General features: G+C 46.0%; 23 protein-coding genes. 12 read left to right on the forward strand and 11 right to left on the reverse strand.

The features are described from left to right. Positions 1 to 27 precede the first annotated feature (27 nt). The 8 genes from yacG to nadC all read right to left on the reverse strand — a co-directional run bounded on the left by yacG (position 28) and on the right by nadC (position 7,170). The gene (yacG, locus tag AACQ79_RS16395; RefSeq protein WP_010319526.1) at positions 28 to 225 is read right to left on the reverse strand and encodes a DNA gyrase inhibitor YacG; all 198 of its coding nucleotides are present in this window, start codon (positions 223 to 225) and stop codon (positions 28 to 30) included. A gap of 89 nt (positions 226 to 314) precedes the next feature. Further along, on the reverse strand, positions 315 to 1,055 hold the full coding sequence (zapD, locus tag AACQ79_RS16400) for a cell division protein ZapD (RefSeq protein ID WP_013857689.1): 741 nt from the start codon (positions 1,053 to 1,055) through the stop codon (positions 315 to 317). 32 nt (positions 1,056 to 1,087) lie between these two features. Next, complete coding sequence (coaE, locus tag AACQ79_RS16405; RefSeq protein ID WP_064624393.1) at positions 1,088 to 1,696, reverse strand: dephospho-CoA kinase; 609 nt, start codon at positions 1,694 to 1,696, stop codon at positions 1,088 to 1,090. Continuing rightward, on the reverse strand, positions 1,687 to 2,568 hold the full coding sequence (locus AACQ79_RS16410) for a prepilin peptidase (protein ID WP_170899398.1): 882 nt from the start codon (positions 2,566 to 2,568) through the stop codon (positions 1,687 to 1,689). Before AACQ79_RS16410 ends, coaE begins: the two co-directional genes overlap by 10 nt. Positions 2,569 to 2,606: 38 nt before the next feature. Next, entirely contained in the window at positions 2,607 to 3,833 is a 1,227-nt protein-coding gene (locus AACQ79_RS16415) for a type II secretion system F family protein (protein WP_047688859.1), read from the reverse strand. Between the two features lie 42 nt (positions 3,834 to 3,875). Continuing rightward, positions 3,876 to 5,564 carry a type IV-A pilus assembly ATPase PilB gene (pilB, locus tag AACQ79_RS16420; protein ID WP_170899399.1) on the reverse strand — a complete coding sequence of 563 codons (1,689 nt, stop codon included), beginning with the start codon at positions 5,562 to 5,564 and terminating at the stop codon, positions 3,876 to 3,878. A 4-nt stretch (positions 5,565 to 5,568) separates the two neighbouring features. Next, positions 5,569 to 6,024: a pilin gene (locus tag AACQ79_RS16425; protein WP_199485555.1), complete on the reverse strand. Its 456-nt coding sequence runs from the start codon at positions 6,022 to 6,024 to the stop codon at positions 5,569 to 5,571. A gap of 258 nt (positions 6,025 to 6,282) precedes the next feature. After that, the gene (gene nadC / locus AACQ79_RS16430; RefSeq protein ID WP_094148110.1) at positions 6,283 to 7,170 is read right to left on the reverse strand and encodes a carboxylating nicotinate-nucleotide diphosphorylase; all 888 of its coding nucleotides are present in this window, start codon (positions 7,168 to 7,170) and stop codon (positions 6,283 to 6,285) included. A gap of 124 nt (positions 7,171 to 7,294) precedes the next feature. Between nadC and ampD the strand changes: the two genes are divergently transcribed. Next, positions 7,295 to 7,846, forward strand: a complete 552-nt coding sequence (gene ampD, locus AACQ79_RS16435) for a 1,6-anhydro-N-acetylmuramyl-L-alanine amidase AmpD (protein ID WP_202599069.1) — start codon at positions 7,295 to 7,297, stop codon at positions 7,844 to 7,846. 21 nt (positions 7,847 to 7,867) lie between these two features. Here the strand turns inward: ampD and fldB are convergent, their stop codons facing one another. Further along, positions 7,868 to 8,386: a flavodoxin FldB gene (fldB, locus tag AACQ79_RS16440; protein WP_013857680.1), complete on the reverse strand. Its 519-nt coding sequence runs from the start codon at positions 8,384 to 8,386 to the stop codon at positions 7,868 to 7,870. Positions 8,387 to 8,538: 152 nt separating this feature from the next. Here fldB and xerD point away from each other — a divergent pair, with 152 nt between their 5' ends. The 7 genes from xerD (at position 8,539) to lpdA (ending at position 19,525) form a co-directional block, all read left to right on the forward strand. Then, positions 8,539 to 9,447 (forward strand): site-specific tyrosine recombinase XerD, encoded by a 909-nt coding sequence (xerD, locus tag AACQ79_RS16445; protein ID WP_013857679.1) that lies wholly within the window; start codon positions 8,539 to 8,541, stop codon positions 9,445 to 9,447. Between the two features lie 13 nt (positions 9,448 to 9,460). Beyond that, a complete protein-coding gene (locus AACQ79_RS16450; RefSeq protein ID WP_170899401.1) occupies positions 9,461 to 10,234 on the forward strand; it encodes a thioredoxin fold domain-containing protein in 774 nt (257 codons plus the stop codon). Positions 10,235 to 10,275: 41 nt separating this feature from the next. Further along, the gene (gene recJ, locus AACQ79_RS16455; RefSeq protein ID WP_170899402.1) at positions 10,276 to 12,015 is read left to right on the forward strand and encodes a single-stranded-DNA-specific exonuclease RecJ; all 1,740 of its coding nucleotides are present in this window, start codon (positions 10,276 to 10,278) and stop codon (positions 12,013 to 12,015) included. Positions 12,016 to 12,398: 383 nt separating this feature from the next. Then, entirely contained in the window at positions 12,399 to 13,166 is a 768-nt protein-coding gene (gene pdhR / locus AACQ79_RS16460) for a pyruvate dehydrogenase complex transcriptional repressor PdhR (protein WP_013857676.1), read from the forward strand. 53 nt (positions 13,167 to 13,219) lie between these two features. After that, on the forward strand, positions 13,220 to 15,895 hold the full coding sequence (gene aceE, locus AACQ79_RS16465; RefSeq protein ID WP_170899403.1) for a pyruvate dehydrogenase (acetyl-transferring), homodimeric type: 2,676 nt from the start codon (positions 13,220 to 13,222) through the stop codon (positions 15,893 to 15,895). Positions 15,896 to 15,913: 18 nt separating this feature from the next. After that, on the forward strand, positions 15,914 to 17,797 hold the full coding sequence (gene aceF, locus AACQ79_RS16470; protein ID WP_088731724.1) for a pyruvate dehydrogenase complex dihydrolipoyllysine-residue acetyltransferase: 1,884 nt from the start codon (positions 15,914 to 15,916) through the stop codon (positions 17,795 to 17,797). Positions 17,798 to 18,097: 300 nt separating this feature from the next. After that, positions 18,098 to 19,525, forward strand: coding sequence for a dihydrolipoyl dehydrogenase (gene lpdA, locus AACQ79_RS16475; protein ID WP_013857673.1), 1,428 nt, complete (start codon positions 18,098 to 18,100; stop codon positions 19,523 to 19,525). A gap of 117 nt (positions 19,526 to 19,642) precedes the next feature. On the opposite strand, the gene AACQ79_RS16480 is transcribed toward lpdA, so the two are convergent. Continuing rightward, complete coding sequence (locus tag AACQ79_RS16480; protein ID WP_017043694.1) at positions 19,643 to 20,260, reverse strand: LuxR/HapR/OpaR family quorum-sensing transcriptional regulator; 618 nt, start codon at positions 20,258 to 20,260, stop codon at positions 19,643 to 19,645. 371 nt (positions 20,261 to 20,631) lie between these two features. On the opposite strand from AACQ79_RS16480, the gene hpt reads away from it, so the two are divergent. Further along, the gene (gene hpt, locus AACQ79_RS16485) at positions 20,632 to 21,162 is read left to right on the forward strand and encodes a hypoxanthine phosphoribosyltransferase (RefSeq protein WP_010319544.1); all 531 of its coding nucleotides are present in this window, start codon (positions 20,632 to 20,634) and stop codon (positions 21,160 to 21,162) included. Between the two features lie 84 nt (positions 21,163 to 21,246). Here hpt and can read toward each other — a convergent pair whose 3' ends face one another. Continuing rightward, on the reverse strand, positions 21,247 to 21,915 hold the full coding sequence (gene can, locus AACQ79_RS16490; protein ID WP_013857670.1) for a carbonate dehydratase: 669 nt from the start codon (positions 21,913 to 21,915) through the stop codon (positions 21,247 to 21,249). 250 nt (positions 21,916 to 22,165) lie between these two features. Here can and AACQ79_RS16495 point away from each other — a divergent pair, with 250 nt between their 5' ends. From AACQ79_RS16495 to AACQ79_RS16505, 3 genes are all read left to right on the forward strand, one after another. Next, on the forward strand, positions 22,166 to 23,833 hold the full coding sequence (locus AACQ79_RS16495) for a SulP family inorganic anion transporter (RefSeq protein WP_047690045.1): 1,668 nt from the start codon (positions 22,166 to 22,168) through the stop codon (positions 23,831 to 23,833). Between the two features lie 141 nt (positions 23,834 to 23,974). Then, a complete protein-coding gene (locus AACQ79_RS16500) occupies positions 23,975 to 24,895 on the forward strand; it encodes an ABC transporter ATP-binding protein (RefSeq protein WP_026027559.1) in 921 nt (306 codons plus the stop codon). A 5-nt stretch (positions 24,896 to 24,900) separates the two neighbouring features. After that, complete coding sequence (locus AACQ79_RS16505) at positions 24,901 to 25,671, forward strand: ABC transporter permease (RefSeq protein WP_010319547.1); 771 nt, start codon at positions 24,901 to 24,903, stop codon at positions 25,669 to 25,671. Positions 25,672 to 25,892: the final 221 nt, after the last annotated feature.

Below are 25,892 nucleotides of genomic sequence, written 5' to 3' on the forward strand. Positions count from 1 at the left end.
TAATCGACCCCTGTTTTTATATGTGCGCTAATATTGATCTTCTGACCAACCATCACTGTCTGACATATCCGGTGCTCCGGGAATACTTTTTTCCTCATCGGCCCACTCGCCAAAATCGATCATCTGACACTGTTTGGAACAAAAAGGACGATAAGGGCTCTGTTCTCCCCATTCGACATCGGCTTTGCACTGCGGGCATTTTACAATGGTAATTTTCTTTGACATAACGGACTTCAAGTAACGATGGATAGGCGTAAGTGTATTACCTAACGCAATGGAAAGTAAGAGTCAGTCGGGAATTGAAGCGGAATTGATTAACAGCAGACGGCGAGATCAAACTCGATATCGCGCCCTGTTGCTTGGCCTGATTGGAATTCGATAAACTTAATCGCGAAGCGATTTTTATGGCCAGAGATCATGGGGTATACCCCATACTCAAGTGGGATCGACAAGCGCAAGATATTAGCGTCTTCGGCATCGCTTTGATAAAAACCTAATCGTGCTAGGCGTGCTTTAAAATGGCCCGTTTCGCGGGTTAACTTCAACCAAAGTTGCAACGCATCTGATAACGGTCGCAGCGTTTCCATCCATTGGTGCGCATCTTGGGTCTTCTTTTCTATCGGAATGTGTAGCCAGTAGTGCAGCGCTGGTAGGTCGAAACAGCATGACCCGCCCGGCAAATTAAAACGTTGGCGAATCGTGCTTAAGAAACGATCTTCTTTGAGTGATTGACCAAAGCGTTCAGCGCTCATTAAATTACGATGGACCTCGTCGATCTCTTCAAGGAGCGATAGCAACATTTCTTGATCAACACCATCCACATTGAGCCAGCTACGGTAGTTCAAACGCTGTTTTTCAATATCTTTAGCCAACTCGCTTTTGAGTTGGATCTGTTCGAAGATTTCGAGTAAATCAAACAATGAACGAAAGAAGAGTTGGTGTTGAATACCGTCACGAAACTGAGCAGAATGCATCAACTGGTTAAGCAGCGCTTCGACTCTTAAATAGATACGAGTTTTTTCGTTCAGTGGGTGTTCAAACTTATGCGTGGTCATCTAGCTAGCCTTAGGTCCGGTCTGGGTTATTCTTACAGACTTAGGCTGCATATGGCTAGATACTTTTTGTGTAATTCTGTGATTTGAGGCAAAAGTTTTTGGTTTTCTGCGCTATTTTTAATCACATCGTCAGCGTATTGCAATCTTTGCTCACGGCTCGCTTGAGCGGCTAAGATCGAACGGACTTGTTGCTCTGATACCTTGTCTCTTGCCATAGTGCGAGCGATTTGGGTTTTTAGATCAACATCAACCACTAAGATGCGATCGACTAAGGTTTGTAGGTTATTTTCTATCAATAATGGCACAACCAATAAAGCATAAGGCGAGGTGGTTTTTGCTAAATCAGCAATCATTTTTGCACGGATCATTGGGTGAAGAAGCTGATTAAGCCAAGCCTTTTCTTGCTCATCAGCAAAGATCTTTTCTCTTAACGCGGTGCGATCCAATTGTCCATCGGGCTTTAATATGGCAAGGCCAAAGTGCGCGCAAATCGCCGTTAATCCTTCACTACCTGGTTCGACGACTTCTCGAGCGATGATGTCAGCATCCACGACATCAATCGAGAAATGCTGCTGAAATAAATGAGCAACGGTGCTTTTTCCGCTGGCAATCCCGCCGGTTAAACCCACCACTAACCCCATGACGATAACCCCATAATTGAACCTAAATACCAACTCATAATATCGTTACCCCACAACAAGGTTAGCCAGCCAGCAATGGCGAGATAGGGGCCAAAAGGAAAGGCTTTGTCGATCCCTTTTTTTTGCAAGCGCAATTGAATTAGGCCAAAGACAATGCCAACCACAGATGACATGAGAATGATGATGGGCAGATATTGCCAGCCCAACCAAGCGCCGAGAGCAGCCAGCAGTTTGAAATCGCCATAACCCATTCCTTCTTTGGCTGTGACGAGTTTAAACAGCCAATAGACCGACCATAAGCTTAGATAGCCAGCAATGGCGCCGATCACTGCATCTTGCAAATTGACAGGGCTAATGTGCATCAATGATAAGCTGAGGCCCGCCCACAGTAGTGGCAGTGTCAGCTTGTCGGGTAACAGCATGGTATCGAAATCGATAAACGTCGCCGCGATGAGCACAAAAGTGAAAAACAATAGCGCTAGTGAAAAATAACTAAAACCGAAGTGGCTAGCCACGACAAAGCTCATACTGGCGGTGAGCAGTTCAATCAAAGGATAGCGTGCACTGATCGGACCTTGGCAACGGGAACATTTCCCTTTTAAAAAGAGCCAACTGAGTAGCGGAATATTGTCAATAATACGGATTGGCGTATCACAGTGTGGGCAGCTAGAACGGGGGACACTGAGCGTGAGTTGCCCTTCCGGTGGCGCAATGTGATATTCGGGAAAGCAGTCAGCGCACTCTTGTCGCCATTCTCGCTCCATGATTTTGGGTAGACGATAAATGACCACATTGAGAAAACTCCCCACGATTAAGCCAAACAACGCTGCAAAAAGTGGAAAGAGCCAAGGGTAATAAATAAAAACTTCCATGCACAGACTCGATAAGTAAAAGATTAGCAGTGCTAATACTATCCTAATACACTCATTAAGTTAAAGATGGGCAAGTACATCGCCACTACCAAACCACCGACCACCGTACCCAAAAAGACAATGATCAATGGTTCGAGAATTTTGCCTAAGTTATCGACGGTATTATCGACTTCAAATTCGTAAATGGTGGCGACTTTATTGAGCATGTCATCCAATCGGCCTGATTCTTCACCAATCATCACCATTTGCAGCACCATTTCAGGAAAGGCTTCGGTATTACGCATCGCAATATACATTGGCATACCGGCTGCCGTATCACGATAGACCTCATTAATCGCCGTCTCAAAATGGACATTGCCAGCGGTTTTAGCGGTGGTTTTTAAGCTGGCTAAAATCGGAATGCCTGCACTAAAACTGGTGGCGAGTGTGCGACTGAATTTAGCAATAGAGGCTTTGCCTATCACCCCGCCAAGAATGGGAAACTTTAATCCTAATCGGCTGGTTTTTAAGCGTATTAAAAAAGATTTTTGGCGTACTGCTTTCACGGCAATTGTGGTGAGGATTATGATGATGAGTACCCACAAACTGTAACTTTGCACCCAATGAGAGAGTTTCAATACTTGCTGTGTAAACCAAGGTAATTCGGCTCCGAATCCTTTGAACATGCTTTCAAACTCAGGGATCACCATAGTAAGCATTAAGTAAGAAACACCTAACGCGACCAACACCACCATGGTTGGGTAGATGAGTGCTTTAATGACTTTAGCGCGCAGTTGTTCACTTTTTTCTCGATAAGTCGCTAGTCGCTCAAATACTTCAGCCAAGTTACCTGACTGTTCGCCTGTGTGAATGAGATCAACATACAAGGTATCGAAATGAGTGCTGGCGGTACGCATCGCTTTGGAAATTGGCGTTCCGGCTTCAACCCCTTTGGTGACTTGCGACAAAATGGATTTCATTTCGGCTTTACGATGGTTATCTCCGACCAGTTTTAAGGCTTGCACGATGGGCACGCCCGTGGTCAGCATGGTCGCCAATTGGCGTGTCAGAATGGTGATGTCTCTGGCCTTCACGCGATGAGTCAAGCGGGTGATAAAAGAGACGCCCCCTTTTTTGATTTTTTTGATCTGAATGTGCTGCTCTTTAAGTTTGTCACGCACTTCCAGTTCGGTTAAAGCGAGAGTTTGGCCAGATACTTTTTTGCCCGAACTATTGATGCCTTTCCAACGATAATTTTTGAGTTCTGATTTGATTTTTGTGTTCATACAATAGAGTCACCCAATGGCTAGCTAAGAGGGGTCAAAGCGTTAGAAATAGAGCACGCGTTGCAGCTCTTTGAAGCTGGTTACGCCGTTTTTGAGCTTTTCAATGCCTGATTCTTGTAGTGTCTGCATTCCGTTGGCTTTCGCGATCTGCTCTATTTGATGAATGCTTGCTTTTTGCATAATCGCTTCAGCCAGCTGTGGGTTAAACGCCATCACTTCATAAATGCCGACTCGACCTGAATAGCCCCCTGTGCATTCGTTGCAACCATGCGGGTTTGCTTCATAAATGGTTTCTGTCGCTAGCAGCTGAAAATGTTGCTGCAACTGCATTGAGGGCACGACGGCAATTTTGCAGTGCCGACAAAGGCGACGAGCTAAACGCTGGGCAATAATTAAACTGAGTGAAGAGGCTAAGTTAAACGCTTCAATTCCCATATTACTCAAGCGAATTACCGTTTCGGCGGCGGAGTTAGTATGCAAGGTAGAAAGAACTAAATGCCCGGTTTGTGCCGCTTTCACGGCGATTTCGGCAGTTTCTAAATCGCGGATTTCGCCAACCATCACAATGTCGGGATCTTGCCGTAAGAAAGAGCGTAATGCTTGCGCAAAGCCAAAGCCAATTTTTGGCTGCACTTGAACTTGGTTGATGCCGGATAAGTTAATTTCAACCGGATCTTCAGCGGTGGAAATGTTCACTTCAGCTGTATTTAAAATGCGTAGCCCCGTATAGAGCGAGACGGTTTTTCCACTGCCCGTCGGGCCCGTCATTAAAATCATCCCTTGTGGTTTTTTCAGCGCAGCTAAGTAGAGTTGTTTTTGCTGGTCGTTATAACCCAATTTGTCGATATCTAAGTTAGCAGCACTGCTATCAAGTAGGCGCAGTACGATTTTTTCACCCCATAAAGTAGGGAGGCTGGAAACGCGCATATCGATGGCGGTCTCTTGATTCAACCGCAGTTTAATTCGTCCATCTTGTGGTAAGCGCCGTTCGGCAATATCGAGTTTGGATAAAATTTTAAGCCGCGCGGCAAGCCGGCGACTTAAGTTGCTTGAGGGACGCTGCGTTTCCACCAAAATACCATCACAGCGCAATCGTACTCGGTAAAGCGCTTCGTACGGTTCGAAATGGATATCGGATGCGCCTTTTCGCACCGCATCAAGCAGGATTTGGTTAATAAAGCGACTGACTGGGGCGTCATCTTGGCTGAGGTCTTCAATCGATTGAATCTCATCATCAGACAGCTTAACTAAGTTCGCCAGTTCATCTTGGCTGATCTCTTTCCCTGAAGAAGAGGATCCTTGAATTGTTCGGCCATACAAGCGCCGGATGGCTGCTTGCAGCGCTTTGTAGTCGGCTAAAACCAGTTCAACTTGTAAGCCTGTTGCGAAGCGAAAATCATCTTCCACTTGTAAATGGGTCGGGTCGGAAACCGCGATAGTCAGGGTTTGGCCATTATTGGCAATCGGCAGTGCTTGGTAACGGGTGATGAGATCACGCAAACCAAGCTGTTGGCAGAGCAGTGGGTAGTCGTAGCGGGTTAAGTCGGTGTCCGGTAGGCCAAAAAGGGTACTTAACTGTTCAGTCAGATCATGAGGATGGAAAAAATCCAAAGCGAGCAAAGCTTCTGGCACACTCGCACCAGACGCTTTGATATGTTCAATAACTGCATGTTCTTGCGTCGGGCTCAATATCTGAGCCTGACGCAGAATCGCAGGGAGGTTGGTTAGCATTTTATCAAGGAATCGCTCTTAAGCATCCTTTAAGATCTTTTTCCAATAATGTTTCGGGAATATCATGCGTGCACTTCCAGCCTGAATTTGTACGTGTGTATGTTATTTTTTTATCTTTTATAGATGCATCAGCATTACTGACAGTAAAAACTAAGGTTCCATTTGTAGGTGTGGTGGCATCCTTAGTGAATGCTAGGGTCCCCATTGCGCTCATATCTGCAGCTGCACCAACTTCGCTCGCTTCTGTTGTTGCAGGGAAATTGCCTTTTTCTTGTATATATAAATCAATATTTGTAAGTAATGTTCTAGGAATACTGACGGCTGTATTAGACTCTGTTTTGATCAAATAGCTCTTATATGCAGGGATTGCAATCGCGCTAAGTACACCAATAATTCCCACCACAATCATCAATTCAATTAAGGTAAAACCACTTTGTTTCGTTTTCTTATTTGTGTTCATTATTTGATTTGCTCCGTTTGAACGCATAAGGATGGGCAGAGCATAAGAAGCTTGTGGGTTGGTGGGAATGAGATAAAGAGCAGTGCGCGAGCGATTTGGATTTTTTACCTGTTTAGTTGCATATATCAATCACTGAAATACGACTGACTTAAAAATGCCGTCTTGCTTTTGATACGCAAGCAATAAAAAAGGAAGCTCGTCAGGCTTCCTTAACTATTTGAAATTTTTGATCTTTATTCCAATAATTGATGTAATTAATTACTGAAAGCGCATTGAGAGATCGAGTGCTTTAATGTGCTTAGTCAGCGCGCCGACTGAGATGTAATCGACACCGGTTCGCGCGTAATCGCCAATGGTTTCTAATGTGACGTTACCAGAATTTTCTAAAGCCGCGCGGCCTGCGTTAATTGCTACCGCTTCGCGCATCATCTCAATACTAAAATTATCCAGCATAATGATGTCAGCACCCGCTTGAATCGCCTCTTCTAACTCTTGCAAGCTTTCGGTTTCGACTTCGACGGGTTTACCGGGGTTGAGCTGTTTAGCGGTGCTGATGGCTTGGGTAATACCGCCACAAGCAATGATATGGTTTTCTTTAATTAAATAAGCATCAAACACGCCAATACGATGGTTAAAGCCGCCGCCACACGCGACAGCATATTTTAGTGCGCTGCGCAGGCCAGGGATAGTTTTGCGTGTATCAAGTAGTCGGCATTCGGTGCCTTCTAGCTGTTTGGCATACTGAGCAGTAATGCTGGCGCAACCTGACAAGGTTTGAATGAAGTTCATCGCATTGCGTTCACCAGTCAGCAGCGCGCGAGCTGGACCTTCAAGAGTGCACAAAACTTGGTTTGGCTTAACTTGATCACCATCTTGGACATGCCAGTCAATTTTCACTTCACCACCAAGTTGTTTGAAGACTTCCTCTGCCCATGCTTGGCCACAAAATACGCCATGTTCACGGGTGATGAGAGTCGCGGTATTACGCGCATCCGCTGGAATAAGGTTTGCGGTGATATCAGCAGTCGCATCCAAGCTGCCACCGAGATCTTCTCTGAGTGCATCGCTAACGGCACGAGTAATTTCCAATGGGAGTTGCTGTTTCAGATAATCAAGGCGTTGTTGGCTGTTGTGTGTATTTTTCATCGCAAATCTAATATGGTGTTGAACAGAGTGAGAATGATACGCTGAGTTTTACTCAAATTCAGCCACTAATCTCGCATTTCCTCTGGCTAAGGTTCATTTTTGTGTGAGTGTAAGGGGTCAACTGATGATCGATAAAAAGGGTTGGTATCAAAGCGCACGTCGAGTGCCATCGCCGTTTTATGATCAGCGAAGCGATGCGCAAGATATTTCATTGCTGGTGGTACATAATATCAGCTTGCCTCCGGGCCAGTTCGGCGGCCCATATATTGAGCAGTTTTTCACTGGCACGCTTGACCCGAATCAACACCCTTTTTTTCAAACCATCCACCAGATGCGCGTCTCGGCTCACTGCCTTATTCGGCGAGAGGGAGAAGTAGTGCAATTTGTGCCATTTAATGCCAGAGCTTGGCATGCTGGCCAGTCAAGCTTCGCTGGCCGTGCAAAATGCAATGATTATTCGATTGGGATTGAATTGGAAGGGAGCGATGAGACGGCTTATACTCCTGCGCAATATCAAGCCTTAGCGACTTTGACGTGTGCATTGCAGCGGCGTTATCCGCTCATCACCAATCAACGCATCACCGGGCATCAATACATTGCGCCATTACGCAAAACTGACCCCGGTTTGGTATTTGATTGGCGGTGCTATCGAGCCTTGTTGGCAACAAATGACTAACAACAAATAGCGAACAACGAATTAAATCGAATCGTGATATTCCACTAAAATTTGCTCAACCCAGCATTGAATGCGTTCGTCGCTTTGCTCGTATTGCGAATCTTCATCGAGTGCGAGACCAACAAAGTGGCGGCCATCTTTCGTTAGGGCTTTTGACGCTTCAAAATGGTAGCCTTGGTTGGGCCAGTAGCCAATCAATTGAGCACCAATTTGTTTTAGCTCATCATGCAGCATCCCCATCGCATCGAGGTACCATTCGCCATAACCTTCTTGATCGCCTAAGCCGAATAATGCGACGTACTTGCCGTTTAGCGACACGCCACCGATTTGATCCCATATTGCGCTCCAATCTTCTTGGATTTCGCCAAAGTCCCAAGTTGAGATGCCCAGTATTAAAAGATCATAGTTGCTCATCAAAGAGAGTGGCGTTTCTTTCACATTGTGAATCTCCACCAAATCCTCACCGATGAGCGCACGGATCTTCTCTGCTGCCATTTCGGTATAACAAGTTGTTGAGCCGTAAAAAAGACCGATCTTCATAATTTTGTGTTCGTTTTAAATCAAGAATAGTGAATTCTAACCATAAAATGACGCGCTTTGCAGCGATTATCCTGCCGATGATGTTTTTTTATGGTATTAAACCAGTGGCTCACATAACCTGAGCAACTCGATTTTCACCACAGAGGTTTGATGTGTCTGAATATATTTCTCCTGATCAAGGGGTTGTGGAACAGTTTTTAGATGCGATGTGGATGGAGCGTGGTTTAGCTGAAAACACGCTCTCATCGTATCGCAATGATCTGACGAAATTGTTGCAATGGATGCAGCACAATAATTATCGCCTCGATTTTATTAGTGTCACTGGTTTGCAGCAGTACCAAGCGTGGCTCGCTGATCAAGACTATAAGCAAACCTCGCGGGCACGTATGTTGTCGGCGATTCGTCGTTTATTTCAATATCTGCACCGTGAGAAACTCCGCGGCGATGATCCGAGTGCGCTCTTAATTAGCCCTAAATTGCCACAGCGTCTGCCTAAAGATTTATCCGAGCAGCAAGTGGAAGATTTATTGAATGCTCCCGATACTAATAATCCTCTAGAATTACGTGACAGAGCGATGTTGGAACTCTTGTATGCAACAGGGCTACGGGTGACCGAATTGGTTTCACTGACCATGGAAAATATCAGTTTACGTCAAGGCGTAGTAAGAGTGATTGGTAAAGGTGGCAAAGAGCGTCTTGTACCGATGGGCGAAAATGCCGTTGATTGGATTGAAACTTTTCTTGAACAAGGGCGGTCTACTCTGCTGGGCGAACAAACGTCGGATGTGGTTTTCCCCAGCCGACGAGCAAGGCAGATGACTCGTCAAACCTTTTGGCACCGAATTAAACACTACGCAGTGATCGCACAAATCGATGTGGAAAAACTCTCTCCACACGTATTAAGGCATGCTTTTGCCACGCATCTACTCAATTACGGTGCCGATTTGCGTGTAGTGCAAATGCTGCTCGGTCATAGTGACTTATCTACCACGCAAATTTATACTCATGTTGCGACTGAGCGACTTAAACAATTACATAGCGAGCACCATCCAAGGGCTTGAAAAGGTGAATTTAATGAGCGTATTACGCCAACTGACTCTTCTTACATTGCCACTTTTTGCTGTGGCGTGTAACGCCGAAACCACAGAGCAAGTGACGTCAACGGCTGTGCAAGCGGCTGCGCTTGATAAAACGGTTTTTGAACAACGTTTTTCTAAACTCGGATTGGAAGTGCTGAGTGTTCAAGCCTCTGATATTCAGGGAGTGATTGAAGTACAAACTTCCGGTGGCGTGCTGTTTTCTGCGCCTGACGCGAGCCATTTTATCGCCGGAACCTTGTATGAATTAGATAAGAATGGTGGTTATGTCGATGTGTTAGCCAAACGCCAAGCGCCCGTTAATGCGGCGAAGATCGCGCAGTTTGAATCGAGTATGATCGAATACAAAGCCGCTAACGAAAAATACGTGGTGACTGTTTTTACTGATATTACCTGTGGTTATTGCACTCGTTTGCATAGTCAAATGAAAGGGTATAACGACCTAGGGATCACCGTGCGCTACATGGCTTACCCGCGTCAAGGCGTTACGGGGCAGGTAGTTGATCAGATGGCCGCTATCTGGAATGCAGATGATAAAATGGCAGCGATGAATGAGGCAAAAACCAATCATCAGTTGCCAGAAGCAGGGCAGAACATCCAACAAGCTAAGCAGTTGATTACCAAGCACTATCAGCTCGGGCGTGAGTTAGGCATCAACGGCACGCCTGCGATTTTCCTACCGAATGGCGAAATGGTTGGCGGTTATTTACCACCAGAGCAACTGTTGCAACGCCTTCAGCAGATTCAATAACTTTAGGAGTCGGGCTTGAGTGTTCTTGAGCCCGCTGATTTATGATTGAGATAAAACAAAGACCAGCCCCCGATCTTTCGCAACTTCCTGACACGATTCCAACACTGCTTAAACGTATCTATATCAACCGTGGTATCACGAACCTTGAACAACTGGACAAGGCTGCGAAAGCACTGCATTCCTACCAACAATTAGGTGGTATAGAGCAAGCGGTACAACTACTTTTTTACGCCATTGAGCAGCAGCAGCGCATCATAGTCGTCGGGGATTTTGATGCTGATGGCGCAACCAGTTGCGCCTTATCTGTTTTGGCGTTGCGAATGTTGGGATCGCACAATGTGGACTATCTCGTGCCTAACCGTTTTGAAGATGGTTATGGCTTAAGCCCTGAAGTGGTCGATCAAGCGATAGAGCTTGGCGCGCAGATGATCATGACGGTCGATAACGGCGTCTCCTCTATCGACGGGGTGCGTTATGCCAAGCAGCAAGGGCTGACCGTCTTGGTGACCGATCACCATTTACCGGGACACGAGTTGCCAGAGGTTGATGCGATGGTGAATCCCAATTTGGCTAACTGCCCGTTTCCCTCGAAGGCATTAGCTGGCGTAGGGGTGGCTTTCTATTTGATGATGGCGCTGTGCGTGCATATGCGAAAAAACGGCTGGTTTACTCGACAAGGTATGAGTGAACCCAAGTTGATGGAGCTGATTGACTTAGTCGCACTGGGTACTGTCGCTGATGTTGTGCCGCTCGATGAAAACAACCGCATTTTAGTGTATCAAGGTTTGCAACGCATTCGCGCCGGGCATGCAAGGCCGGGTATTCAAGCTTTGATTGAGGTTGCTAAACGTGACGCGAGGCGTTTAGTTGCCTCGGATTTTGGCTTTGCGTTAGGGCCACGCATCAATGCGGCAGGGCGCTTGGATGATATGTCATTTGGCGTTGAGCTGCTAATGTGCAATGACATTCACGCTGCGCGTAGAATGGCTAGTGAGCTGGATGGCCTTAACCAAACTCGCAAAGAGATTGAAGAGGGGATGAAGCAAGAAGCGCTGGCTTTTTGTGAGCGCTTACAACTGAGTGAAAATAGCGAATTGCCGCACGGTTTAGTACTGTTTCAGCGCGATTGGCACCAAGGTGTGATTGGTATTTTAGCCTCACGTATTAAAGATAAATACCATCGCCCTGTGATTGCGTTTGCCGATGGTGGCGATGGCAGTATCAAAGGGTCATGCCGCTCTGTTGCTGGGTTACACATGCGCGATGTGCTGGATCGCATTGATACACAAAACCCCGGTTTAATCGTCAAATTTGGTGGTCACGCGATGGCGGCAGGTTTAACTATTGCCGAAAAAGAGTTTGAGCGTTTTGCTGAGCTGTTTGATCAAGTCGTACGTCACGAGTTAGATGAAAGCGCGCTCAAGGGCGTGATTTTATCCGACGGGGAGTTAACACCTGAAGAGTTCTCGATGCACACCGCTGAAACCTTGCGTTCCGGTGGCCCATGGGGGCAGGCGTTTCCTGAGCCTCTCTTTGACGGTGAGTTCAAACTATTGCACCAAAAGCTGGTGGGCGAAAAGCATTTGAAACTGATGCTTGAGCCGTTATTCAAAGGCCACCCAACCAACATTATGATCGATGGCATTGCTTTTAATGTCGATTTAAGACGCTGGCCAGATGCGTCGGTGAAAACGGTGCGTCTTGCGTATAAGCTTGATATTAATGAGTTTCGCGGCAATCAGTCATTGCAATTGATGATTGATCACCTCGAAGCGAAGTAACGGCTTGATATTTCTCTTCCTTCGATGCGTGACATGATCTCCCTCCCCTAGAAAGGGGAGGTCCCAACCAATGTTTGCTCTTACATTCCCTCCCCCTAGAAGGGGGAGGAGCCAAAGAATGTTTCCTCTTGAAAGGGTAGATATCAAAGAATGTTTCCCCATTTCTAGCCCATCATTTCCCCATCTGTATTCATTTTGTAATTGGTCTGACCAATAATATTGCTGTTTTAATCGACTATTGTTATCAAAGTGTTTAAGCGTGGGCTGTTCTATGATTTAGGTCAACTTTTGGCTGGACAGCTACGTTTTAATTATGTTAATTTCTGCACCAACTTGAAATTGGTATTACCAATTGACTGCAAAGAGTAGAAGAATAATAAATTATGGCTTATCAAAGGATTCGTCAGCCAAAACTCTCTGATGTAATTGAACAGGAGTTAGAAAGGCTGATAGTGGAAGGAACACTCTCTCCGGGGCAACAATTGCCTCCAGAACGAGAACTGGCAAAACAGTTCGAGGTGTCTCGTCCATCCATTCGTGAAGCCATTCAACGCCTCGAAGCCAAGCGTTTATTAACCCGCCGTCAAGGTGGAGGTACGTTTGTCAGTGAGAACATTTGGCAGAGTTTTTCTGATCCTCTGCTAAATTTATTGTCTAGCCACTCTGAAACCCAGCTCGATCTATTGGAATCGCGCCACGCGATGGAAGGTATTTCAGCTTATTTCGCAGCATTGCGTGGTACTGAGGAAGATTTTGCTCGCATTCAAGCCTGTTTGGCGAGAATTGGTGAACAACAAGCGAAAAAAGAGGTCGAAGCAGAAGCGTCTGCGGTGGTTGCGTTTTTAGTCGCTCTCACTGAAGCGGCCCACAACGTGGTGCTTTTGCATATTGTTCGCAGCCTCGCTCCTTTGCTTGAGCAAAATGTTCTACAGAATTTAAAACTATTACACCGCCGCCATGAAGTGGTGGAGAAAGTAAGTAGACACCGAGCTAATATCGTGGATGCGATCGTTTCTGGTCAGCCGGAAAAGGCGCGCGAAATGTCCCATTCTCACTTAGCTTATATCGAAGAAACATTGCTGGATTTGACCAAAGAAGAGTCTCGTCGTGAGCGTTCGTTGCGCCGAATTCAGCAGGGTAATGAGTCGTAACCTACGGCGAATTGCTTGTTTTATAGATCCAACCAATAGAAGGATAGATCGCCATGTCTGACATGAAGCATGACGTAGATGCACTGGAAACTCAGGAATGGCTAGCCGCCCTTGAGTCAGTTGTACGTGAAGAAGGTGTAGAACGCGCTCAGTTCTTACTTGAGCAAATTCTAGATAAAGCACGTCTAGACGGTGTTGATATGCCAACCGGTATTACCACGAACTACATCAACACCATTCCAGCTGCGCAAGAACCAGCATACCCAGGTGACACAACGCTTGAGCGTCGCATTCGCTCAATCATCCGTTGGAACGCGATTATGATCGTTCTACGTGCATCGAAAAAAGACCTCGATCTTGGCGGCCACATGGCGTCATTCCAGTCTTCTGCTTCGTTCTACGAAACATGTTTTAACCACTTCTTCCGTGCGCCTAATGAAAAAGATGGCGGTGACTTGGTTTATTATCAAGGTCACATCTCTCCAGGGATCTACGCACGTGCGTTCGTTGAAGGCCGCCTAACGGCTGATCAACTTGACAACTTCCGCCAAGAAGTGGATGGCAAAGGTATTCCTTCCTACCCACACCCGAAATTGATGCCTGAATTCTGGCAATTCCCGACCGTATCTATGGGTCTGGGTCCAATTTCTGCAATCTATCAAGCGCGTTTCCTCAAATATCTTGATGGCCGTGGTATGAAAGACACTTCTGAACAGCGTGTATACGCGTTCCTAGGTGATGGCGAGATGGATGAGCCAGAATCACGCGGTGCGATTTCATTCGCCGCTCGTGAGAAGCTTGATAACCTATGTTTCCTTATCAACTGTAACTTGCAACGTCTAGACGGCCCTGTCATGGGTAACGGTAAGATCATCCAAGAACTTGAAGGCCTATTTAAAGGCGCAGGTTGGAACGTTGTTAAAGTGATTTGGGGTAACAACTGGGATTCTCTACTGGCGAAAGACACCACAGGTAAGCTGCTTCAGTTGATGAACGAAACCATCGATGGTGACTACCAAACATTTAAAGCGAAAGATGGTGCTTACGTGCGTAAACACTTCTTTGGTAAATACCCAGAAACAGCGGCGCTTGTTGCTGATATGACTGACGATCAAATTTTCGCGCTGAAGCGTGGTGGTCACGAGTCTTCTAAACTGTACGCAGCCTTTACTAATGCTCAAGACACGAAAGGCAAGCCAACCGTGATTCTGGCGAAGACCGTTAAAGGTTACGGCATGGGTGAAGCGGCAGAAGGTAAGAACATCGCTCACCAAGTGAAGAAAATGGACATGACTCACGTGCTGCAACTGCGTGATCGTCTTGGTCTACAAGATCTTCTGACGGATGAAGCTGTGAAAGAGTTGCCATACCTAACATTGGCAGAAGGCTCGAAAGAGCACGAATACTTACACGCTCGTCGTAAAGCGCTAAAAGGTTACACACCTCAACGCTTGCCTAAGTTCACTCAAGAACTTGTGATTCCAGCGGTTGAAGAGTTCAAGCCTCTGCTTGAAGAGCAAAAACGTGAAATCTCAACCACAATGGCGTTTGTCCGTGCGTTGAACATTTTGCTCAAAGATAAGAGCATTGGTAAAAATATTGTGCCAATCATTGCAGATGAAGCACGTACTTTCGGTATGGAAGGTCTGTTCCGTCAAATCGGTATCTATAACCCACACGGTCAGAACTACACTCCTCAAGACCGCGACATCGTTTCTTACTATAAAGAAGCGACTTCAGGTCAGGTACTGCAAGAAGGGATCAACGAGCTGGGTGCTATGTCTTCATGGGTTGCTGCTGCAACTTCATACTCGACAAACGATCTGCCAATGATTCCGTTCTACATCTATTACTCTATGTTTGGTTTCCAACGCGTTGGCGACATGGCATGGATGGCAGGTGACCAACAAGCACGTGGTTTCCTATTGGGTGCTACTGCTGGTCGTACGACGCTGAACGGTGAAGGTCTACAGCACGAAGATGGTCACTCGCACATATTGGCGGCGACGGTTCCTAACTGTCTTTCTTACGATCCAACATTTGCTTACGAAGTTGCAGTCATCATGCAAGACGGTATTCGCCGCATGTATGGCGATCAAGAAAACGTGTTCTACTACCTAACGCTGATGAACGAGAACTACGCAATGCCAGCAATGCCACAAGGTGCTGAAGAAGGTATTCGTAAAGGTATCTACAAATTAGAAAGCTACGCTCCACAAGGAACGACTGGCTCTAAAGGTAAAGTTCAGTTAATGAGCTCAGGTACGATCATGAACGAAGTACGCAAAGCGGCTCAAATCTTAAGTGATGAGTACGGCGTGGCTTCAGATGTTTACTCAGTAACATCATTCAATGAAGTTACTCGTGATGGCCAAGCATGTGAGCGTTACAACATGCTTCACCCTGAAGCGCAGCCGCAAGTACCTTACATTCAAACGGTAATGGGCAGCGAGCCTGCCATCGCAGCAACTGACTACATGAAGAACTACGCTGAGCAAGCGCGTGCGTTTATCCCGGCTGAATCATACAAAGTACTAGGTACTGATGGTTTTGGTCGTTCTGATAGCCGTGAAAACCTACGTCGTCACTTCGAAGTGAACGCAGGTTACGTGGTGGTTGCCGCGCTAAGCGAACTAGCGAAACGTGGTGATGTTGAGAAATCAGTTGTGGTTGAAGCGATTAAGAAATTCAACATCGATACTGAAAAAACAAACCCGCTATACGCTTAATTAAGGTAGGAAAGAATAATGGCAATCGAAATTAATGTACCGGATATTGGTGCGGATGAGGTTGAAGTTACTGAGATTCTTGTCAGCGTTGGCGACAAGGTTGAAGAAGAGCAATCTCTTATTACTGTAGAAGGTGATAAGGCTTCTATGGAAGTACCGGCTTCTCAAGCGGGTATTGTAAAAGAAATCAAAGTAGTCGCTGGCGATAAAGTATCGACCGGTTCACTTATCATGATTTTTGAAGCAGAAGGCGCAGCGGTCGCAGCGCCAGCAGTGGAAGCTGCACCAGTTGCGGCTCCTGCTGCCGCGGCTGTCGCTGAGCTTAAAGAAGTTCACGTGCCAGATATCGGCGGTGATGAAGTGGAAGTCACTGAAATCATGGTCGCAGTCGGCGATTCAATCGCAGAAGAGCAATCTCTACTGACGGTTGAAGGTGACAAAGCCTCAATGGAAGTACCTGCTCCATTTGCTGGTGTACTGAAAGAGATCAAAGTGGCCGCTGGCGATAAAGTATCGACAGGCTCACTGGTGATGATCTTTGAAGTGGCGGGTTCCGCTCCGGCGGCAGCCTCTGCTCAAGTGGCAGCACCTGTAGCTGCAGCACCAGCCGCTTCGGCAGCAAAAGAGATCCACGTACCGGATATCGGTGGTGATGAAGTCGAAGTGACGGAAATCATGGTGGCGGTTGGCGATACCGTGAGTGAAGAGCAGTCTCTTATCACCGTTGAAGGCGATAAAGCATCAATGGAAGTTCCTGCGCCGTTTGCTGGTGTTGTGAAAGAAATCAAAGTTGCAGCTGGCGATAAAGTGTCAACAGGCTCTCTTATCATGGTGTTTGAAGTTGCCGGTGCAGCGCCCGTTGCCGTAGCGGCCCCTGCGCAAGCAGCGGCTCCAGCCGCATCAGCGCCAAAAGCGGAAGCGGTAAAATCAGCTGTGGCAGCACCTGCCGAGTTTGAAGAGAACAATGAGTACTCTCACGCATCACCGGTTGTGCGCCGTATTGCGCGTGAATTTGGTGTTAACCTAGCGAAAGTCAAAGGTTCTGGCCGTAAGAGCCGCATCCTAAAAGAAGACGTGCAAAACTACGTGAAAGAAGCGCTGAAGCGTCTTGAATCGGGTTCTGCCGCAGTGGCTTCTGGTAAAGGTGATGGTGCCGCGCTTGGCTTGCTACCTTGGCCAAAAGTGGACTTCAGCAAGTTTGGTGACACAGAAGTAAAACCGCTTTCACGTATTAAGAAGATCTCTGGTGCTAACTTGCATCGTAACTGGGTGATGATCCCACACGTTACCCAATGGGATAATGCGGATATCACCGAGCTTGAGAACTTCCGTAAAGAGCAAAATGCGATTGAAGCGAAGAACGACACTGGCATGAAGATCACCCCACTGGTGTTCATCATGAAAGCGGTAGCGAAAGCACTAGAAGCATTCCCATCGTTTAACTCTTCACTTTCTGAAGATGGCGAAAGCTTGATTCTGAAGAAGTACGTGAACGTGGGCATTGCTGTTGATACGCCAAATGGTCTTGTTGTTCCTGTCTTCAAAGATGTGAACAAAAAAGGCATTTATGAGCTATCAAGAGAGCTGGCTGAAGTATCGAAGAAAGCCCGTGCAGGTAAACTGACCGCTGCAGACATGCAAGGTGGCTGTTTCACTATCTCTAGCTTAGGTGGCATCGGCGGTACAGCGTTTACGCCTATCGTTAACGCGCCAGAAGTCGGTATCCTTGGGGTATCTAAGTCTGAGTTTAAGCCAGTGTGGAACGGTAAAGAGTTCGAACCACGCCTACAACTGCCACTATCACTGTCATACGATCACCGTGTGATTGATGGTGCGGAAGGTGCGCGTTTCATCACATTCCTAAATGGCGCGCTATCAGACATTCGTCGTCTGGTTCTGTAAGCCAAGTTTAGTGAAAGAGAGGGCGGCCGTTAAAGCCGCCCTTGTTAACACGAATAATTGAACAATTGGATTATGAAGGGTTTTTTCTTAATCGAATTGTCGTCTAGCTCACAGGCTAAATGGATTTACTTTTCACACCATTAACATCTCTGTAAACTGTTGCGGTCTGAAAATAATTCGTTTTAATTCATTTGTTTTAAGTAATTGGCTCAGTCATGGGTTTAATTCATTGGATTAAACACTAAAAACAACGAGAACATCCACTCAGCCTGTTAGGGATAATGACTACAAGAGGTCAAAATGAGCAAAGAAATCAAAGCCCAAGTCGTCGTACTTGGTGCCGGTCCTGCTGGTTACTCCGCTGCATTCCGCTGTGCAGACTTAGGTCTTGAAACAGTACTTGTTGAACGCTACAGCACCCTTGGCGGTGTGTGTTTGAACGTGGGTTGTATCCCATCAAAAGCGTTGCTGCACGTTGCAAAAGTTATCGAAGAAGCGAAAGCATTGGCCCAGCACGGTATTGTGTTTGGTGAACCACAAACGGATATCGATAAAATCCGCCTTTGGAAAGAAAAAGTTATCAACCAGTTAACGGGCGGTCTTGGCGGCATGGCGAAGATGCGCAAAGTGACTGTTGTGAACGGTTTCGGCAAATTTACTGGCCCTAACGCCATTGAAGTTGAAGGTGAAGACGGCAAAACCGTGGTTAACTTTGATAACGCCATCGTTGCAGCTGGTTCTCGTCCAATTAAACTGCCATTCATTCCTCATGAAGACCCACGTATTTGGGATTCAACGGATGCACTTGAACTGAAAGAAGTTCCTGGAAAACTGTTGATCATGGGTGGTGGTATCATCGGTCTAGAAATGGCGACGGTTTACCACTCGCTAGGTTCTAAGATTGATGTGGTTGAGATGTTTGACCAACTTATCCCAGCGGCGGATAAAGACATGGTTAAAGTCTACACCAAACGTATCAAAGACAAATTTAACCTGATGCTTGAAACCAAAGTAACCGCTGTTGAAGCAAAAGAAGATGGTATCTACGTTTCAATGGAAGGCAAAAAAGCACCAGCGCAAGCTGAGCGTTATGATGCCGTTCTTGTTGCTATCGGCCGTGTACCAAACGGTAAGCTGATGGATGCTGAAAAAGCAGGTATTGAAGTGGATGAGCGCGGCTTTATCAATGTTGATAAGCAAATGCGTACTAACGTTCCTCATATCTTCGCGATCGGTGATATCGTTGGTCAACCAATGTTGGCGCACAAAGGTGTGCATGAAGGCCACGTAGCAGCAGAAGTAATTTCTGGTAAGAAGCACTACTTCGATCCTAAAGTTATCCCTTCAATTGCGTACACTGAGCCAGAAGTGGCTTGGGTTGGTAAAACTGAAAAAGAAGCCAAAGCAGAAGGCATTAACTACGAAGTCGCGACATTCCCATGGGCAGCTTCTGGCCGTGCTATCGCTTCTGATTGTGCAGACGGTATGACTAAGCTTATCTTTGATAAAGAGACTCACCGCGTGATTGGTGGCGCTATCGTTGGTACTAACGGCGGCGAACTGCTTGGTGAAATCGGTTTGGCTATCGAGATGGGCTGTGATGCAGAAGATATCGCTTTGACGATTCATGCTCACCCAACGTTACATGAATCGGTAGGCCTTGCTGCAGAAGTATTTGAAGGCACGATTACTGATCTGCCAAACGCAAAAGCGAAGAAGAAAAAGTAACTTCAACGCTGATGCGTTAAATTGCCGGTTCGTTAAATTGCTGGTTAGTTAAATAGTAAAAACCGCTGAATTCAGCGGTTTTTTTATGCTCATAATTCAGAGACTAGGAAGTTAAGCCTAGTGATCTTTTTTATAGATGCAGAGCATGCTGAGGTAGCTTTTCACGAGTACACCCATGCTGGCTTCGTCTTGTATACGATTTGCTTGTACAAACAGTGAGTAGAAGATACCAAGAAAGAGCGTAGCAAGATGTTCTGGCTCATGTTGATCGCACACTTCGCCACGTTCAATGGCTTTGATAAACATATTTTGTACCAAAAGTTGATTAGTACGGTTGGTGGAGACAAAAAGTGGCCACACTTCTTCGCGCGTTGAAGCGCTCCATTCAAACCATACTTTTAACCAGTGACAATCTTCAATCACAAGAGAAATCATCTTAGTGGTGATGTTGGTTAAGTTATCTTTCGCATGCAAATCAAGATCAATATTATCTGCGAGGAAGTTTGAAAACTGACGTACAACATGAGTGAGTACGTCGTCGACTAAATCTTCTCGGGTTGGAAAGTAGTTAAAGACAGTAGCGACTGAAACTTGGGCGATTTCAGCAATATCTGCGTGGCCACCTCGGCCTATTCCCCGTGTTGCAAACACTTCAAGGGCGATTTCCATCAGTTGAAGTTTGCGTTTTTGTGGTGATAAGCGAGTTCTGGGGCGTTTTTCTATCGATGTTTCCATGAGTTGTTAATCCTTGCCAATGACTGTTGAATTGAGCTTTTCGCTCTAATGATTATTTTGTTAGTTGCTTTAAAGCTTTATGAGTGTACTGCTGCATATGGTTGAGGTCAACGTTTCGAGTTTGTTTTTTGTGCGATCGTGTTAAATCCCATCAGATTCAACGTGTTTTATTGTAGCTTTTATTGATGTGGCGTATTTGTGGTGAGCGTGTCTGCGGCAGCGTAGGAGCTTTATTTCATCATATCCAGAGTTTTGCTAATTATTTAACTATCCTGTGTGGCAGTGGTACTATACGCGCCAAGCTAGTTACGCGACGCCATCATTAAACTGCGATGATCGTAGCGTGTCGCATCACCCGAAAAGAGAACAGTATGAAACATACAGTTGAAGTGATGATTTCTGAGCAAGTGGTTCAGGAACGAATTCGTGAATTAGGCAAACAAATCACAGAGCATTACCAAGGTAGTGAAGATCTGGTGCTAGTGGGCTTGTTGCGCGGCTCATTTGTCTTCATGGCAGACTTAGCTCGCGCGATCGACTTAGTTCATCAAGTCGATTTTATGACCGCGTCAAGCTATGGCAACACGATGCAAAGCTCACGTGATGTGCGCATTCTGAAAGATCTGGATGATGACATTAAAGGTAAAGATGTGTTGCTGGTAGAAGACATTATTGATACGGGTAATACACTAAATAAAGTAAAAGAAATTTTGTCTTTACGTGAACCTAAATCCATTCACATTTGTACTTTACTGGATAAGCCTTCACGCCGTGAAGTACCTGTAGAGGTCAAGTGGATCGGTTTTGAAATCCCAGATGAATTTGTCGTGGGCGTAGGTATTGACTACGCGCAAAAATATCGTCACCTACCTTACATTGGTAAAGTTGTGCCGCAAGCGTAATTTTGCCAGCGATAATAGAATGCCCACTAAATAGTGGGCATTCTATATTTTTAACTATCAGTTTTCACGGCAATTAATACGCTGTTATCGACACAGCAAGTTATGTTGCGCATTAAGAATTTTTTCCATCGCTTTTTGATAGGTGTCGTTGACTCGCTCACGTGAATCGCAGCGAACGCCTAAGTATTCCAAACGTCCGTCTTCAATACCGTAGACCACGCCATGCAGCTCGACATCTTGGCCGCGCTCCCATGCGTTTTGCAGTACGGTTGAGTTACCTAAATTATACACTTGCTCGGCAACGTTGATTTCGCACAATTTGTCGGCTTTATCCTGTTCTGGCATCGCATCTAAGTAGGTACGGTGTTTAAGGTATAAGTCACGCACGTGCAGTAACCAGTTGTTGATCAAGCCCAGCGGTGGGTTATCAATCGCTGCGTTGACGCCACCGCAGTCATAGTGCCCACAGATGATGATGTGCTTGACCTTCAGTACGTCAACCGCGTACTGCACCACAGAAAGGCAGTTAAGGTCAGTGTGAATCACTTGGTTTGCAACGTTGCGGTGTACAAACAGCTCACCAGAATAAAGCCCAGTCAAACGCTCGGCCGGAACTCGGCTATCAGAACAACCAATCCATAGAAAATCTGGGTCTTGCCCGCGAGCGAGTTTTGCAAAGTACTCAGGACGTTCAGCCTTAATCGATTCAGACCAACGTGAGTTATTTTCAAAAAGCTGTTTCAGTTCTGGCATCTCACTTCCCTTAAAAATAGTTCAATCGCATCAATGGTAATGCGCAAGAATAGGCCTGACTATACACAATGTTACAATTCTGTTCTCTTATAAAATGACAAAACACTCACTCATCTGACGAGTTTTCCTAGTAAAAAAATTAAACTGCTTCCATCGCTATTTGGATGGTCAACAGAGAATCAATCACATGTAAAATAATGGTTAATGATTAGAATGATGATTTGTTAGAGTGAGACAACCTATTTTGAGTATGAGGAAAAGCATTGTGTTTAGAGGCCGTTTTGCCGATATCGACCTAAAAGGTGACGTCTTTGGTGGCGTCACGACCGCGATTATTTCACTGCCACTTGCCTTGGCTTTTGGTGTGGCGTCTGGTGCGGGTGCAGAAGCAGGGCTTTGGGGAGCAATATTGGTGGGGCTGTTTGCTGCCTTGTTTGGTGGTTCATCTACATTAATTTCTGAACCCACAGGGCCAATGACGGTCATTATGACGGCCATTTTAACCAGCATGGTGGCACGTTATCCTGAAACGGGGCTTGCAGTTAGCTTCACGGTTGTCATGATGGCAGGCGCTTTTCAGATTGTACTTGGCACTTTAAAACTTGGGAAATACATCACCTTAATGCCCTATAGCGTGATCTCTGGCTTTATGTCAGGAATTGGGGTGATTTTGATTATCCTGCAGTTGTCACCGCTGCTTGGTCAGGCGGCTCCCGCTGGGGGAGTGATGGGAACGTTAACCGCGTTGCCCGAGATCATTAGCCAGATGAAGTTCAGTGAGCTCTTTCTTGGTTTGTTAACCTTAGGCATTTTATTTTTTCTCCCGGCTCAATATCGCAAACAAGTGCCCGTTCAATTGGTCGCTTTAGTCGGCGTGACACTTGTTTCGGTACTGTTATTTGATAGCGATGAGATCCGCCGTATTGGTGTGATCCCTGCTGGCTTACCCTCTTTTGTTATTCCAACCTTTAATGCCGAGATGTTCACCACCATGGTGATTGACGCTTTAGTACTCGGTACGCTCGGCTGCATTGATACGTTGCTCACCGCGGTAATTGGCGATTCTCTAACGCGTAAAGAGCATGATTCCGATAAAGAACTGCGAGGGCAAGGGCTGGCTAATATGATCGCGGGTTTATTGGGTGCGTTGCCGGGTGCCGGTGCAACCATGGGTACGGTGACCAATATTCAGGTCGGCGCGCGTTCTCCTCTGTCTGGTGTAGTTCGTGCCTTAGTATTAGCCTTAGTGGTGTTGGTGGCGGGAGGCTTAACCGAACCGATTCCAATGGCGGTATTGGCAGGGATTGCGGTGTATGTTGGTTTCAATATTCTTGATTGGAGCTTTATCCAACGCGCGCATAAAGTGAGTGTGCAGGGGATGGCCATCATGTATGGCGTGATGCTGTTAACTGTCTTTGTCGATTTGATTGTTGCGGTTGGCTTGGGCGTTTTTATATCAAATATTTTGATCATAGAACGCTTGAGCCGCGAGCAAGCTCGCCAAGTGAAAGCCATTAGTGATGCTGATGAAAACGATGTGCCATTGACTGATAGCGAACGAGCTTTATTGGATCAAGCCAATGGTAAGGTGCTGTTTTTTTATCTCTCAGGGCCGATGATTTTTAGTGTATCTAAAGCGATCGCTCGCCAGCACAATCACATCAGTGACTATGAAGCGATGATTTTAGATCTTACTGATGTACCTATGATTGATGTGACGGTTGGGCTTGCTTTAGAAAACGCGATTAATGATGCCTTAGATGCCCACTGCGCGGTCTACTTACTTTGCCCAAATGTGCACACCAAACAGCAACTGGAAAAGTTTCATATTTTGGATCTGGTGCCAACCGAGCAGACTTTTTCGTTTCGTTATGAAGCGCTCAATGCTGCGGTTAAGCAGGTAGCCCAAAATCGTTAAGCGTTAAGGTTGTGCAAGAATGAATTACGCAGATCGCTGGATCTGCGTTTTTTTATTTTATCAATTTCTAATATTGGGTTGAAAAACGCGAGCCTTAGCAGCACATTGGATAGGTTAACATCACAAAGAGTGATCCGTGGAATGTACGCATTAGAAATAGAACAATTACGAAAAACTTACGCTGGTGGGTTTGAGGCCCTAAAAGGGGTGAGTTTACAGGTTGAAAAAGGCGATTTTTACGCACTGCTTGGGCCCAATGGAGCCGGGAAATCAACCACCATTGGCATTATCTCTTCGCTGGTCAATAAAACCTCTGGCACCGTTAAAGTGTTTGGTTTTGATATTGATAAAGATCTTGAGCTTGCCAAACAACACATTGGTTTAGTGCCGCAGGAGTTTAACTTCAACCAGTTTGAAACGGTTGAGCAAATTGTGTTGCAGCAAGCTGGGTATTACGGCGTGACGAAAGCGTTAGCGAAAGAGAGGGCAGAGAAGTACCTCTCAAAACTCGATTTGTGGGAAAAACGTAAAGAGCGTGCGCGTAATCTTTCTGGTGGTATGAAACGCCGTTTGATGATTGCTCGAGCCTTAATGCATGAGCCTAAGTTACTGATTTTAGATGAACCCACCGCCGGTGTGGATATTGAACTGCGCCGTTCGATGTGGGAGTTCTTAACCGAGATTAACGCGCAAGGGATCACCATTATCTTAACCACGCACTATTTAGAAGAAGCGGAGATGCTGTGCCGCAATATCGGCATTATTAACCGAGGTGAGCTTATTGAAAATACCTCGATGAAGGATTTGCTGGCCAAATTACAGCTCGAAACCTTTATTTTAGATATCGCAGAGAATTCTCCGCCAGCGCCACAACTCAGTGGTGTGATCTCGCAAACTATGCTCAACGGTTCGTTACAAATTGAGTTGGAGAAAACGAAAGGGCTAAATTCAGTCTTTTCACAGTTAACAGAACAGGGAATTACGGTGCTTTCGATGCGTAACAAAGCGAACCGCCTTGAAGAGCTGTTTGTCAGCATTGTTCAACAGCAAAGCCGAGGATAATCATGATGTATCGTTTATATTGGACGGCTTTTTGCAGTTTACTGACTAAAGAAATCAACCGTTTTACGCGTATTTGGGTGCAAACCTTAGTACCGCCAGCCATCACCATGACGCTCTATTTCATTATTTTTGGCAACCTAATTGGTTCGCGTATTGGCCAGATGAACGGCTTTAGCTATATGGAATATATTGTCCCGGGCTTAATCATGATGTCGGTGATCACTAACTCATACTCGAACGTCGCCTCTTCTTTCTTTAGTGCGAAGTTTCAGAAAAACATCGAAGAGTTGTTAGTTGCTCCTGTACCTAACTACGTCATTATCGCCGGATTTGTGATGGGCGGGGTAGTGCGTGGCTTGCTGGTGGGCACGATAGTGACCCTTGTGTCGCTGTTCTTTGTTGATCTCAAGGTCGATCATTGGGGGATTATTGCGGCGACGGTTTTTCTCACCTCTGTTGTGTTCGCTTTAGGCGGCATGATTAACGCCATTTTTGCTAAAACCTTTGATGACATTTCGATTATTCCTACCTTTGTATTGACCCCATTAACCTACTTGGGTGGGGTATTTTATTCGATCAGCCTATTGCCTGACTTTTGGCAAGCGGTATCGAAAATCAACCCAATCGTCTACATGGTTAATGCCTTCCGCTACGGTTTTCTTGGTGTGTCGGATGTGGGAATTGTTACTTCGTTCAGTGTGCTTGGTATTTTTGTCGTGGCCCTGTATGGAGTTGCGCATTATCTGGTTTCGCGTGGTATCGGGTTAAGGACTTAATAGTTCCTCCCCCTTTTAGGGGGAGGGAATTAGTTTTGTGAGCGTTGGGAGTATGCCATTTATGATGATAGATGTGGTTTGCTAAAACAGTTTTTGTCGAGTAGACGACACCTGTTACCAAGTGTCGTCCCTCTAAGAACCCAGCGTGCAACTTTCACCGCACTAGGCTCAAGCCTTCACAAAGGCACCTGATGGCACCCAGCAACTTATAAAGCAGCGAG

This window comes from Vibrio sp. 3-2(1) (assembly GCF_963887575.1).
GTDB classification, from domain to species: domain Bacteria; phylum Pseudomonadota; class Gammaproteobacteria; order Enterobacterales; family Vibrionaceae; genus Vibrio; species Vibrio anguillarum.

Coding starts and splice junctions, on each gene's coding strand:
- AACQ79_RS16415 (WP_047688859.1), bottom strand. CDS start 3,833: ATGAACACAAAAATCAAATCAGAACTCAAAAATTATCGTTGGAAAGGC.
- pilB (WP_170899399.1), bottom strand. CDS start 5,564: ATGCTAACCAACCTCCCTGCGATTCTGCGTCAGGCTCAGATATTGAGC.
- recJ (WP_170899402.1), top strand. CDS start 10,276: ATGATTGAGATAAAACAAAGACCAGCCCCCGATCTTTCGCAACTTCCT.
- lpdA (WP_013857673.1), top strand. CDS start 18,098: ATGAGCAAAGAAATCAAAGCCCAAGTCGTCGTACTTGGTGCCGGTCCT.
- AACQ79_RS16425 (WP_199485555.1), bottom strand. CDS start 6,024: ATGAACACAAATAAGAAAACGAAACAAAGTGGTTTTACCTTAATTGAA.
- hpt (WP_010319544.1), top strand. CDS start 20,632: ATGAAACATACAGTTGAAGTGATGATTTCTGAGCAAGTGGTTCAGGAA.
- AACQ79_RS16480 (WP_017043694.1), bottom strand. CDS start 20,260: ATGGAAACATCGATAGAAAAACGCCCCAGAACTCGCTTATCACCACAA.
- AACQ79_RS16500 (WP_026027559.1), top strand. CDS start 23,975: ATGTACGCATTAGAAATAGAACAATTACGAAAAACTTACGCTGGTGGG.
- aceF (WP_088731724.1), top strand. CDS start 15,914: ATGGCAATCGAAATTAATGTACCGGATATTGGTGCGGATGAGGTTGAA.
- AACQ79_RS16505 (WP_010319547.1), top strand. CDS start 24,901: ATGTATCGTTTATATTGGACGGCTTTTTGCAGTTTACTGACTAAAGAA.
- yacG (WP_010319526.1), bottom strand. CDS start 225: ATGTCAAAGAAAATTACCATTGTAAAATGCCCGCAGTGCAAAGCCGAT.
- can (WP_013857670.1), bottom strand. CDS start 21,915: ATGCCAGAACTGAAACAGCTTTTTGAAAATAACTCACGTTGGTCTGAA.
- AACQ79_RS16450 (WP_170899401.1), top strand. CDS start 9,461: ATGAGCGTATTACGCCAACTGACTCTTCTTACATTGCCACTTTTTGCT.
- aceE (WP_170899403.1), top strand. CDS start 13,220: ATGTCTGACATGAAGCATGACGTAGATGCACTGGAAACTCAGGAATGG.
- ampD (WP_202599069.1), top strand. CDS start 7,295: ATGATCGATAAAAAGGGTTGGTATCAAAGCGCACGTCGAGTGCCATCG.
- coaE (WP_064624393.1), bottom strand. CDS start 1,696: ATGGGGTTAGTGGTGGGTTTAACCGGCGGGATTGCCAGCGGAAAAAGC.
- pdhR (WP_013857676.1), top strand. CDS start 12,399: ATGGCTTATCAAAGGATTCGTCAGCCAAAACTCTCTGATGTAATTGAA.
- AACQ79_RS16410 (WP_170899398.1), bottom strand. CDS start 2,568: ATGGAAGTTTTTATTTATTACCCTTGGCTCTTTCCACTTTTTGCAGCG.
- AACQ79_RS16495 (WP_047690045.1), top strand. CDS start 22,166: ATGAGGAAAAGCATTGTGTTTAGAGGCCGTTTTGCCGATATCGACCTA.
- zapD (WP_013857689.1), bottom strand. CDS start 1,055: ATGACCACGCATAAGTTTGAACACCCACTGAACGAAAAAACTCGTATC.
- nadC (WP_094148110.1), bottom strand. CDS start 7,170: ATGAAAAATACACACAACAGCCAACAACGCCTTGATTATCTGAAACAG.
- fldB (WP_013857680.1), bottom strand. CDS start 8,386: ATGAAGATCGGTCTTTTTTACGGCTCAACAACTTGTTATACCGAAATG.